6 protein-coding genes and 3 pseudogenes are annotated in these 13513 nt (G+C 34.7%); 7 read left to right on the top strand and 2 right to left on the bottom strand.

The features are described 5' to 3' along the window. Positions 1-93: 93 nt before the first annotated feature. Positions 94-2022, top strand: a complete 1929-nt coding sequence (nagB, locus tag ACZZ95_RS22610) for a glucosamine-6-phosphate deaminase (protein ID WP_463470783.1) — start codon at positions 94-96, stop codon at positions 2020-2022. Between the two features lie 330 nt (positions 2023-2352). Here nagB and ACZZ95_RS22605 read toward each other — a convergent pair whose 3' ends face one another. Both ACZZ95_RS22605 and ACZZ95_RS22600 read right to left on the bottom strand, forming a co-directional pair. Continuing rightward, positions 2353-3066, bottom strand: a complete 714-nt coding sequence (locus tag ACZZ95_RS22605) for a LytR/AlgR family response regulator transcription factor (RefSeq protein WP_095955222.1) — start codon at positions 3064-3066, stop codon at positions 2353-2355. A 69-nt stretch (positions 3067-3135) separates the two neighbouring features. Then, positions 3136-4194 (bottom strand): sensor histidine kinase, encoded by a 1059-nt coding sequence (locus ACZZ95_RS22600; protein ID WP_463470782.1) that lies wholly within the window; start codon positions 4192-4194, stop codon positions 3136-3138. Between the two features lie 130 nt (positions 4195-4324). Here ACZZ95_RS22600 and ACZZ95_RS22595 point away from each other — a divergent pair. The 6 genes and pseudogenes from ACZZ95_RS22595 to ACZZ95_RS22570 all read left to right on the top strand — a co-directional run bounded on the left by ACZZ95_RS22595 (position 4325) and on the right by ACZZ95_RS22570 (position 13233). Further along, positions 4325-6571: pseudogene (locus ACZZ95_RS22595) on the top strand (GH92 family glycosyl hydrolase). A 17-nt stretch (positions 6572-6588) separates the two neighbouring features. Beyond that, positions 6589-8466, top strand: coding sequence for a sodium:solute symporter family protein (locus tag ACZZ95_RS22590; RefSeq protein ID WP_463470781.1), 1878 nt, complete (start codon positions 6589-6591; stop codon positions 8464-8466). A gap of 518 nt (positions 8467-8984) precedes the next feature. Further along, positions 8985-9951: pseudogene (locus ACZZ95_RS22585) on the top strand (glycoside hydrolase family 130 protein). Between the two features lie 24 nt (positions 9952-9975). Further along, positions 9976-11031, top strand: a complete 1056-nt coding sequence (locus ACZZ95_RS22580; RefSeq protein ID WP_463471748.1) for a carbohydrate-binding family 9-like protein — start codon at positions 9976-9978, stop codon at positions 11029-11031. Next, positions 11006-12124 (top strand): putative glycoside hydrolase, encoded by a 1119-nt coding sequence (locus tag ACZZ95_RS22575; protein WP_463470780.1) that lies wholly within the window; start codon positions 11006-11008, stop codon positions 12122-12124. Before ACZZ95_RS22580 ends, ACZZ95_RS22575 begins: the two co-directional genes overlap by 26 nt. Before the next feature lie 86 nt (positions 12125-12210). After that, positions 12211-13233: pseudogene (locus ACZZ95_RS22570) on the top strand (isoaspartyl peptidase/L-asparaginase family protein). The last annotated feature ends 280 nt before the right edge of the window (positions 13234-13513 follow it).

Here is a 13513-nt window from a genome sequence, read left to right as displayed (position 1 = left end):
CCTATTTTGTTTTCTGACGAACGGTAGTCGTTATTAGTCGAAATTTTAGTTACAGCAGATTATTAAATTCTACTTTTATCTTACATTAATTAAATGAGCGACAGCGATATGATTAAAGAAGATATAGGTTTTACAGAAGCAGGAAAGTTTGAAGAAACTCGTTTCGAGAAAATTCATAATGTTATTTTCGAATCGTCGCAGGAGGCTTCTTTATTAGTCGCGCAGGAAATTGCCAATTTGATTCAGAGAAAAAATGAGCTAAATGAACCTTGTGTTTTAGGTTTGGCAACAGGATCTTCTCCAATCAAAGTTTATGAAGAACTTGTAAGAAAACATAAAGAAGAAGGGCTGAGTTTTGCAAACGTAGTGACCTTCAATTTAGATGAATATTATCCGATGGATAAAAATGATATTCAGAGTTATTATCATTTTATGCACGAGCATTTGTTCAATCACGTTAATATTCTTTCAGAAAATATCAATATTCCAGACGGGCAGGTGAGTGCCGAGGAATTACAACAATACTGCATTGATTACGAGATGAAGATCAAATCTTATGGAGGATTGGATTTTCAGCTTTTAGGAATCGGCAGAACAGGACATATTGGTTTTAATGAACCAGGTTCGCACGTGAACTCGGGAACCAGAAGTATTACTTTGGATCATTTGACTCGTGTCGATGCGGCTTCTTCTTTTTTAGGAATTGACAATGTTCCGAGAAAAGCCATTACAATGGGAATTGGAACTGTTAGAAATGCAAAAAGAATTGTTTTACTAGGATGGGGAATCAGTAAAGCAGGAATTATAAAAGATACAATCGAGGGCGAGGTTTCTTCGCAAGTGCCGGCTACGTATTTACAAGAGCATAACAACACAACATTTGTTCTAGATACAGAAGCTTCATCTGAACTCACAAGAGTAAAAACGCCATGGCTTGTAAAGTCTTGTGTTTGGACAGATGAATTAAAATTGAAAGCGGTGGCTTGGCTAAGTGAATTAACGAAGAAACCTTTCCTTAAACTTACCGATAAAGATTATAATGACAACGGAATGTCGAGTCTTTTAACCGAAGAAGGAACTGCATACGATTTAAATATTAAGATGTTTAATAAAATGCGACAAACCATTACGGGATGGCCTGGAGGAAAACCAAATGCAGATGATACGTACAGACCAGAGCGTTCTACTCCAGAGAAGAAAAGGATTGTTATTTTCAGTCCGCATCCAGATGATGATGTGATTTCGATGGGAGGAACATTTGATCGTTTGGTAGAGCAGGGACATGAAGTTCATATCGCGTATCAGACTTCAGGAAATATTGCTGTTTCTAACGAAGAAGCTTTGAAATTTGCAGAAATTTCGAAAGCGTTGAATCTGAATTCTTCTGTTTCAGATGAAATTATCGATTTCTTGCAAAACAGAACAGGAAATGAAATTGATTCGCCAGAAGTTAGAAAACTAAAAGGATTAATTAGAAGAAGTGAATCTTTTGGGGCAACTCGTTACATTGGTTTGCCAGATTCAAATGTAAATTTCTTAGATCTTCCTTTTTATGAAACAGGTACAGTTAAGAAAAATAATCTTTCGGATGCAGATATCGAGATTATGTGCGATATCATTGAAAGAATAAAACCGCATCAAATTTATGCCGCTGGAGATTTAGCAGATCCGCACGGAACTCATAAAGTTTGTTTAGACAGTTTGTTTGAAGCTTTGAAAAGATTAAAACATAAAAACTTTATGGACGAATGCTGGGTTTGGCTTTATAGAGGAGCGTGGCATGAATGGGAATCGTACCAAATTGACATGGCAGTACCAATGAGTCCTGACCAAGTTTTGAAGAAACGACATGCAATTTTTTATCACCAGTCTCAAAAAGACGGCGTAATGTTTCAAGGTGATGACAGCAGGGAGTTTTGGGTGCGAGTTGAAGACAGAAATAGATTGACTGCAGAAAAATATCACAACTTAGGATTAGCAGATTATTCGGCTATCGAAGCGTTTAAACGTTATCACTTCTAAGTAATTTTTGCGACAATAAAGATAATAGACTATTTCATGGTTTATTTTGGTTAGTTACCTATAATTGAGAGAAAATGCGGTCGTGGTTGGTCGCATTTTCGTTTTTTATACGTTTTGTGTTTTTTTAACCACAAAGTTTTTTACCGCAAAGCGCGCAAAGATTACGCAAAGTTCACAAAGGGTTGTTTTATTCTAAATGAAAATATATTAAAAAGTTCGCAAAGCTTAAAGAATAAGCTTTGCGAACTTTTTTATAATCCTTTTTTAAAATATAAACTAAAAAAAACTTAGCGAACTTTGCGTAAATCTTTGCGCCTTTGCGGTAAAACCCTAAATCGAAGAATTCAAAATTTTCTGTTTTACTTCGTCAATATAAGATCTTCCTATAACGTATCTAAGTCCTTCAATTTCTATGCTGTTTCCTTCTACGGCGTCAATCTTATCAATTGCGATGGTGTAAGATCTGTGAATTCTGATAAAATCTCTTTCTGGAAGTAAGCCTGTGAAATCAGATAAAGTACTGTGTATAATGAATTTTCCAGAAGTGGTGCTTATTTTTAAATAATCTTTTAAGCTTTCGATAACCAAAATTTCGTTCAAGAAAATTTTCTTCATTTTTTTCTTGTCGATTTTTACAAAAATAAAAGCGTTTTCCTTACTGTTTTCCTGCGGAATTTTACTGGTGTTATTAAGGCGTTTATTGATTTTATTGACGGCTTTCATTAATCTCGGAAACTCAATTGGTTTTACCAGATAATCTAAAACGTCAAGTTCATACGTCTCGATTGCAAATTGATCATAAGCGCTCGTGATAATAAGCAGAGGAGGGTTTTCTAAACTTTTAATAAAGTTTATTCCATCTAAAACAGGCATGTTAATGTCTAAAAAAATTACATCAATGGTATTGTTTTTTAAGAAATTTAAACCTTCAATAGAATTACTGAAAGTGTTTATTAATTCTAAATCTTCAATCTGTTCAATATAACTTTTAATAACGTTTATTGCCAATGGCTCATCATCGATAATTAAACACTTTATTTTCATTTGTAAATATTATTTAAGGCCGATAAGTTGTTTTTGTAGGTATAGTTTTCGAAATAGCTAAAAGCGGGGCTACGTGACTTTTATGACTAGTTTGACGACAAAAATATTCTTTTTATTTTTAAATGAAAGCTTATAGTCACTTTTATTGTATCCTAGCTCAAGTCTTTTTTTGACGTTTTCAATACCTATACCACTTGACTTGTTAAAATTATCTTTATGTACGGTAATTTCGGGCATTGGGTTTGAAATAATAAAATAAAGGAAATCGTCTTTTATCTTAAAATTGATGTCAATAATAACATTTCCAGTGTTTTTGTTAACGCCGTGTTTAAAAGCATTTTCGACGAAAGTCAATAATAAAACAGGCGAAATTTCTTTATCATGAATATCTCCAGAAATGTACATATTAACTTCTAAGCGGTCTCCGTTTCTAATTCTTTCCAAATCAAGATAATTCTGAATGCAGAGAATTTCGTTTTCTAAAGACTGTTTCTTTTCTTTTGTTTCATAAAGCATATAACGCATTAACTCGGAAAGCTTTAAAACTATTTTAGGAGTTTTGTTTGATTTTTCGACAGAAAGCGAATAGATATTATTCAAGGTATTAAAAAAGAAGTGCGGCGAAATCTGCGACTTTAAAAACAATAATTCTGTTTCTAGCTGTGATTTCTCCAGATCGGTTACACGTTTTTGCTCTTGCAATAAATCGAGGGTAATTTTAATTGCCGTCACAAAAGTCATTACATATAATTCGCCCATCATCATATCAATTGTATAATTTAGCGTAAGATTATTAATGGTTTCAGGTCCTTCTGGCCATACATTGTGTGTAATCAACAAATAAGTCAAATTAAATTTTAAGACCACCATGACAAAAATCGCCGAAAGTACTGTTATTATATATAGGACATATTTTTTGCGATAAACCAAATGAGGCATCAAAACTAAAATATTCAGATAGCATAATGCCATGTGAATTGGAAAACCTAGTAAAGTAGTTTTAAGGGAATATACATAATCGTTAAAATAGCTTCCCCAGCGCAGTGTATTAAATAAAAAATACGTGAGCCAAAAGTAAACATGATAGCGTATAGGTAAACTGTAAAGCTTGCTTGAGTTAAAAATCATAATGGTATTTTAGAATGTCGTTTATTACTATTTTTTGATGTTTAGAGCTGTTTAAATGTCGTCCGTCTAAATTTATTTTGGTAAAAGTTGAATTTATCTAAATTTAAAGTTAAATTAATATTGTTTTGATATGAGGAAAATTACTCTGCTTTCTCTGACGGTAATTTTTATTGCAAGTTGCAAAATAAATGTAGATAAAAATAAACATCAGCAAAATTTTGCAACAAATTATGTAGATCCTTTTATAGGTACTGGTGGCCACGGACATACTTATCCTGGCGCAACAGTTCCGTTTGGGATGCTTGCAGGTGAGTCCAGATAATGGAATTTCAAGCTGGGACTGGTGTTCCGGTTATCATTATTCTGACTCCATAGTTTCTGGATTTAGTCACTTACATTTAAGCGGAACAGGAATCGGTGATTTGGCAGATATTTTATTTATGCCGACAAACAAAAAGTTAGACTTAACCGCCAAAGCCGCTTCACGCGATTTCCTTCCGTATAAATCAAAATATAATCATGTTAACGAAAAAGCAGTACCGGGTTATTACCAAGTTTTTCTTGAAGATCCTAAAATCAATGTAGAATTAACGTCTACGCAAAGAACCGCATACCATAAATATACTTTTAATGATACCAATACACAATCTGTAGTTGTAGATCTTGGTTTCGCGATTAACTGGGACAAAGCGCTAAAAACGTCAATTAAAATTGAAGACAAAAATACTATCAGCGGTTACCGTTACAGTACAGGCTGGGCAAAAAATCAGAAAGTGTTTTTTGTAGCTAAGTTTTCAAAACCTATAACAGAATCTATTATTACTGCTGATAAAAAAGTAGTTTCTGGCCAAGATGCCGAAGGTGAAAATACGGCATTACAATTGTTCTTCGACGGCCGCAAACTCTAAAGAACTTGACGTTAAAGTAGCACTTTCTTCTGTTAGTGTAGCAAATGCTAAAGATAATCTAGACACAGAAAATCAGGATTTTGAAAAAGTAAAATCAAAAGTCGCAACGGTTTGGAATACTGCTTTAGGTAAAATTAAGGTAGAAACGCCTGTTGATTCGCTAAAAACTATTTTTTATTCGGCATTATATCACACACAAGTTGCGCCTGTAAGCTACAGTGATAAAAATGGACAATTTAGAAGAGAAGACGATAAAATTATTACAGCTTCAAATTATACCGCATATTCAACTTTATCGCTTTGGGATACTTTTAGAGCCGAAAATCCATTATTGACATTATTAGAACCAGCAAAAGTTTCAGATTTAGTTAACTCGATGTTGGCCTATTACGAAACAAAAAAAATACTTCCTGTTTGGACATTATATGCTAACGAAACCAATACCATGACGGGTTATCATTCAATCCCGGTTATTGCAGATGCTTATTTAAAAGGCATTAAAGGTTTTGATGCCGAAAAAGTTTTTGAAGCGATGAAAGCAACGATGATGCAGGACGAACGCGGTTTGAATTTCTACAAAAAATACGGATACATTCCATATAACTTATTAGACGAATCGGTTACGATTACTTTAGAATATGCTTATGACGATTGGTGTATAGCGCAAATGGCGAAAGCACTAGGAAAACAAGCTGATTATGAGTTTTTCTCCAAACGTTCAAAAGCTTACGAATATTTATTTGATGCAAAAACAGGTTTCATGAGAGGAAAATCGGAAGATGGAAAATCTTGGAACGAGCCTTTCGACCCGAAACACTCTAACCACAGAGAACACACAGATTATACAGAAGGAAATGCTTGGCGACGACAGCTGGTTTGTACCTCATAATGTTGACGAATTTATTAAGCTTCATGGAGGAAATTCAAACTTTACAAAACGTCTAGAACAATTATTTACAGAGAGTTCTGAAATTACAGGAAACAATGTTTCAGCAGATATTTCTGGTTTGATCGGGCAATATGCACACGGAAACGAGCCTAGCCACCATATTGCTTATATGTTTAATCACGCAGGTCAGCCTTGGAGAACACAATATTGGGTGCGTCATATTTTAGATACGCAGTACAATACTACAGCAAACGGTCTAAGCGGAAACGAAGACTGCGACCAAATGTCGGCTTGGTATGTATTCAGTTCAATGGGATTGTATCCAATGAACCCAGCTTCTGGAGAATATGAAATTGGAAGTCCGATTTTTGAGAAATCAACTTTAAATCTTCCAAACGGAAAAACTTTTGTGATTGAAGCAACAAATGTTTCAGACAAGAATTTCTACATCCAATCGGCGACTTTAAACGGAAAAGCATTTAATAAAACAGCGATTTCTCACCAAGAATTGTCGCAAGGCGGTGTGCTTCATTTTACAATGGGCGCAGAACCAAATAAAAACTGGGGTTTGACTAACTAATTCAAAATAAATATTTAATGAACATTATAGACGTATCAATCATTTTAATCTATATCGTCATGTCGGTCGGTATAGGAATCTGGATTTCAAGAAAAGCATCAAAAGGACTTGATGATTATTTCCTTGGAGGAAAAACAATCAAATGGTATTTTTTAGGATTGAGCAATGGCTCTGGAATGTTTGATGTTTCAGGAACTTCCTGGATGATTGGGGTTTTATTTTTATATGGTGTAAAAAGTTTCATGTTTATGTGGCTTTGGCCGATATGGAACCAGATTTTCGTAATGATGTTCCTTGCGGTCTGGATTAGAAGATCAAAAGTAATGACGGGATCTGAGTGGATTTTAACTCGTTTTGGAAGTGATAAAGCTGGAAAAGCTTCTCATATTATTGTAGCTATTTTTGCTATTATTTCTACTATTGGTTTCATCGCTTATTTCTTCGTTGGAATCGGAAAATTTGTAACCATTATTCTTCCTTGGGATTTAACAGTTCATATGAATGGAGCTGTTTTCTTAACATCAGAACAAGCTTATGCTTTGTTAATCATTTTTTTAACGACAATTTATACCGTAAAAGGGGGAATGTTTTCTGTAGTTGCAACAGAGGTAGTGCAGTATGTAATTATGATTATTGCAGGGGTTTTAATCGCAGGTTATGCTTTCATTAATTATACAGATATTCAAATCAACTCGGTTATTACTCCAGAATGGAAAAATGTTTTCTTCGGATGGGAGTTTGAAACACAATGGAGTGATAAATTCGATAATTTCAACAGATTAATTGATACGGAAGGTTACAAAATGTTTGGTGCATTTATCGGAATGACGCTTTTCAAAGGTTTTTTTGCAAGTGTGGCAGGTCCAACACCAAGTTACGATTTACAGCGTGTTCTTTCTACAAAATCGGTAAAAGAAGCGACTTATATGAGTGGTTTTACTAACTTGATTTTATTTATTCCGAGATATTTATTAATTACTGGAATTGTAGTTATTGCATTGGTAAACCTAGCGCCAGAATTAAATGCAAATGTTAATCTAACAGGAGCAGATTTAGAATTACTAATGCCAAAAGTGGTAAATCTTTATATTCCGGTTGGAATTAAAGGAATCCTTCTTGCAGGTTTATTGGCGACTTTTATGTCTGGATTCTCCGCTTTTGTAAATGCTGGTCCTGCTTATATTGTAAATGATATTTATAAAAAATACTTCAAACCAGTTGCATCAAATGCACATTATATTAAAGTAAGTCAGATTTCATCATTTATGGTGGTTGGTCTTGGAGTTTTCATGGGATTCTTTGCAGATTCGATCAACTCATTAACCCTTTGGATTACGAGTGCTTTGTACGGTGGTTACGTTGCGACCAACTTCTTAAAATGGATTTGGTGGCGTTTTAACGGATGGGGTTATTTCTGGGGAATGGTAGGCGGATTAGTCGCGACTTCTCTTCAGTTTGTTTTAGATCAGAATAAAGGAAATCTAGAAGTGGGATCATTTTTACATGAACTTTCAGAAGTACGTGCGATTTACTTATTCCCATTAATTTTCGGATTCTCAATTCTAGGGTGTCTTTTAGGAACTTACTTAAGTAAGCCTACAGATATGGAAGTGCTTAAATCTTTCTACAGCAATGTAAGACCTTGGGGATTCTGGAATCCAGTTTACAAACAATTAAAAGCAGAAGATCAAGCTTTCAAAAAGAATAATGATTTCTATTTAGATATGATGAATTGTTTAATTGGTATTGTATGGCAGTCAAGCATGATCCTGCTTCCAATTTATTTCATTATCAGAGATTATCCAAAAGCGGCGGTTGCTTTAGTAGTGTTCTTAGTGACAACTACAGTATTAAAGTTTACTTGGCTGGATAGAGTTAGAAAGATTGAAGATTAGAGAGAGCAAAGAAGCAAGATTATAGAGGCAAGATTTTCTTGTTGTAAATATTTAAACACATAGAAACATAGATTTTTTTTGACTTTAAAAAAGGTAAATGAAAGAAACTAGTTTCTCACACATAGATTTTAAACATAGCCCGTAGTTTCAACTACGGGACTATAGATTTTAAAAATAGCCCGTAATTTCAACTACGGGAACGCAAAAATTGGTCGTCTCGCTTTGTACAGCAACTTTGTCAAAGTTCAAAACTTTGACAAAGTTTTTTAACCATACAGTTTGTCATCCTTGAGGAACGAAGGATCACACTAGTTGGTGGACAAAGATTGACGATTTTGGATTGTAGAGTATTGAGTGTGATCCTTCGTTCCTCAGGATGACAAAAATGCGACAACTTAAGCGTGCACTATGTACGGTAATACAAGTGAAACGCCTTTTTGCAGACAAAGAACATCTATGTCACTATGTGTTTGAAAGATTAAAAGAATAAAAAACTAATAAATAAAAAAAAACAAAAAATGAGTACTATTCCTTGGCAAGACAGACCCGAAAACAGTAAAGATGTAATGTGGAGATATTCTGAGAATCCAATTATCGACAGATATTCGATTCCTTCTTCAAACAGTATATTCAATAGTGCAGTTGTACCTTTTGGAGACGGATATGCTGGGGTTTTTAGATGTGATAATAAAGCAGTTCAGATGAATATTTTTGCTGGTTTCAGTAAAGATGGTATCAATTGGGACATTAACCACGAACCAATTGAGATGAAATCTGGAAATACAGAAATGATTGAATCTGCTTATAAATACGATCCGCGAGTGGTTTGGATCGAAGATCGTTACTGGATTACTTGGTGTAATGGTTATAACGGACCAACAATTGGTATTGGTTATACTTTTGACTTTAAAGAATTTTTCCAATGCGAAAATGCCTTTTTACCATTCAACAGAAACGGAGTCTTATTCCCGCAAAAAATTAATGGAAAATATGCGATGTTAAGTCGCCCAAGTGATAACGGACACACGCCTTTTGGAGACATCTGGATCAGCTACAGCCCGGACATGAAATATTGGGGAGAACACAGACTAGTAATGAAACCAAGTCAGTTTGAGAAAAGTGCTTGGCAGTGTACAAAAGTTGGTGCAGGACCAATTCCTATTTTAACTGACGAAGGCTGGTTAATGATCTACCACGGAGTTATTAATACTTGCAACGGTTTCCGTTATGCAATGGGAACTGCCATTTTAGATGTTGATTCGCCAGACCAAGTGAAATACAGAACACAGCCGTATTTATTAGGGCCGGCAGAAACGTATGAAATGGTTGGAGATGTACCAAACGTAGTTTTCCCTTGTGCGACTTTACATGATTTTGAAGAAGATAAATTAGCCGTTTATTATGGTGCCTGCAGATACACATGTAGCAATCGCTTTCGGAAAATTAAGTGAAGTAATTCAATTTACAAAAGATAATAGTTTATAATATAATGATGCATAGTAGAGGTAAATTATTGTCCCTAGCCGTTACTTTTTTTCGCCGCTGGGTTATGCGCAATCTGAAAAAGAGGTTACACCAAAAAGTTATATTGCATATAAAACTGCAAGCGAAATTACTATCGACGGCGATGGAGCAGACAAAGCTTGGGAAAAAGCATCTTGGACAACACCTTTTGTCGACATAGAAGGAGTTGAAAAGCCAAAATACAGTACTCAGGTCAAAATGCTTTGGGACGATAATTACTACTATATACTCGCTAAAATGGAAGAACCCCACGTTTGGGCAAATCTAAAACAGCGCGATACGATTATTTTTTATAATAATGATTTTGAAGTTTTTATTGATCCAGATAATGACACTCATAATTATTATGAATTAGAAATAAATGCATTGAATACCGCTTGGGATTTATTTATCAATAAACCCTACCGCGAAAAAAATACAGTTTTAAACGATTGGAATATTACAGGTTTAAAATCGGCTGTAAAAGTAGACGGAACTTTAAATAATGCTTCAGATATTGATAAAGGCTGGACATTAGAAATTGCAATTCCGTGGTCGGTTTATAAAACATCTTATCACGATAATATTGTTCCGAAAGATAAATTCTGGAAAGTTAATTTCTCGCGAGTAAATTGGCAGCATTCAGTCGTTGACGGAAAATACGAACGTAAAAAAGATTCAGAAGGAAAGTTTCTCCCAGAATACAATTGGGTTTGGTCGCCTATGGGAGTCATCAATATGCATGAGCCCGAAAAATGGGCTTATGTATACTTTTCTTCAAAAGAAATAGGAGCTCAGGACACTTTTACAATTCCGCAGGAAGAAAAAGTAAAATGGGAACTGTATACTTTATACCGCGCTCAAAAGAGATATTTTGATAAAAATAAATCTTGGGCAAAATCACTGCAAAGTATCAGTAAAAAAAATATAGTTGTTGACGGAAAGACTTTAAAACCAGTTTTAGAAAATCATTTATCAGGATTTAATATTTCGGTAAAAAGTCCCTTCACAAACAAAACCTTAATAATAAAAGAAGATGGTAAAATTATTACGAACGAATAAGTTACAAAAACTATCAAAAGTTATAGTTCTTGCGCTTTCGCTGAGTTTATTCTCTTGCGGACAAAAGGATGCTAAAGAGCAGGAAAACGGAACATTTAATTTTGGTGTTTGGATTACTGCCGATGCCAAAAGAGCCGATGCAGATTATTCTAAAGAATTCAAAAAATACAAAGACGGCGGAATCGACGAAGTATTAATCAACACACAAACAGATCCAAAATTGTTGTCAAGATTAGTGCCGCTGGCTAAAAAAGAAGGTTTAAAAGTTCATGCTTGGATTATGGCCATGAATCGCCCAAATGATTCTGTAGCTTTACAGCACCCAGATTGGTACCAAGTAAGTAAAGAAGGAAAATCTTGTTTTGATAACCGTCCTTATGTAGATTATTACCAATGGCTTTGTCCAACAAAAGAAGAATCTAGAAATCACGTTTTAGGTTTGGTTGAAGGTTTGGCAAAAGTAGAAGGAATCGAAAGTGTACATTTAGATTATATTCGTTTCCCAGACATTTTCCTTCCAATTAGTTTATTGCCAAAATACAACTTAGTTCAAGATGTAGAATTACCACAATTCGATTTCTGCTATTGTGATGCCTGTGTAAGCAAATTTGAAAAAGAACACCACAAAAATCCAAAGAACAGCCACAATACTTCGATTGATATGGAATGGAAAAATTTCAGATTAAATGCAGTAAAAGCAGTTGTAGATGATGCTTATAAAATTGCTCATAAACACAATAAAAAATTAACAGCCGCAGTATTTCCTTATCCAGAAATGGCAGATCATATGGTTCGCCAGCGTTGGGACAAATGGAATATTGATGAAGTATATCCAATGATTTACCACAGTTTTTACGATGAAGAAATTGACTGGGTAGGTTATGCAACAAAACAAGGTGTTGCCGATTTAGAAGGAAAACAAACGAAAGTAAATACAGGAATTTATATTCCAGGTTTAAAGTCGGATGAAGAATTGAAAGAAGCGATTTTACAAGCTAAGAAAAATGGCGCGACAGGAGTTTCATTTTTTGACGGAAATGCTTTATCAGACAGTAATTTAAAAACTATAAAAGAAGTAAAAGCAGGTTTATAAGCGATTTTACTCGGATTAAAAATTATAACTGATTAAATTAGCAACATTAAGAACATTTTTCTCAACGTTGAATTAAAACAAAGTACATGTCAAATAGAAGAGATTTTATCAAGAAAACAACTTTAGGCACATTAGCCATTAGTTCTGTTTTGGGTGTAAGCGGATTTGTCGCCAATCATGAAAATGAAGAAAAAGCAGTACCTAAAGAAAAAAACAGCAGAAACCTATAATTATTTCGACATGGAATCATGGTCTGCCTGCTAACCAAGAATCTTGGAAACAATTAAAAGACGGAAAACCAGCTTTAGATGCAATCGAAGCAGGAATGAAAATACCTGAAGCAGATCCAAATGTCCGCAGTGTTGGTTATGGAGGATATCCTGACCGCGAGGGAAAAGTAACTCTTGATGCCTGTATCATGGATCACAACAGTAATTGTGGTTCGGTTTGCTTTCTGCAAGGAATCAAACATCCAATTTCTGTAGCGAAAAAAGTGTTGCAAAATACACCTCACGTTATGCTGGCTGGACAAGGAGCATTGCAATTTGCTTTGTCTGAAGGTTTTAAAGAAGAAAATTTATTGACTCCAGAATCTGAAAAAGACTGGAAAAAATGGCTGGAAGATTCCAAATACAAACCAGTCATTAATATAGAAAATCACGATACCATAAGTATGCTAATGTTAGACCAAGAAGGCAATCTTTCTGGCGGATGTACCACGAGCGGTGTCGCTTGGAAAATGCATGGACGCGTCGGTGACTCCCCAATAATCGGCGCGGGTCTTTTCTTGGATAACGAAGTAGGAGCGAGCAGCAGCAACAGGTTTAGGCGAAGCTGTAATTAGAACTGCTGGAAGCGCAATGGTTGTTGAATTAATGCGTCAGGGAAAATCTCCTTTTGAAGCATGTAAAGAAATCACAGAGCGTATTTACAACAAACATAAAAACCACAAAGACATGGAGTACCTGCAAGTTGGTTTTATTGCTTTGAATAAAAACGGAGAATACGCAGGTTACAGCCTAAGATCAGGATTTAATTTCGCCGTTTCTGATGACGTAAAAGGTCACAGAATGGAAGACGCAAAATTTAAAATGTCTTGGGATAAATAATTATAACGTTTAGAACTTTGTCAAAGTTTCAAACTTTGACAAAGTTTAATGATACAGTTTTGTCAATCCTGAGGAACGAAGGATCACACTAGTTGATCGACAAAGATTGACGAATTTCTTTGAGGAATTCCTAGTGTGATCCTTCGTTCCTCAGGATGACAAACAAAAACTAAAAAACTATATCTCTAAAAGTAGCTTTATAAGTAACTGTTAGAGAAACCAAAAAACAAAGAATGAAAAAAATTACTATTCCTATTAACTCTATTCACTTCAGTTTTCT

Source organism: Flavobacterium sp. AC267, assembly GCF_979258715.1.
Note: the sequence above shows the minus strand (reverse complement) of the source record. Positions and strands in the feature narration are given on the sequence as shown.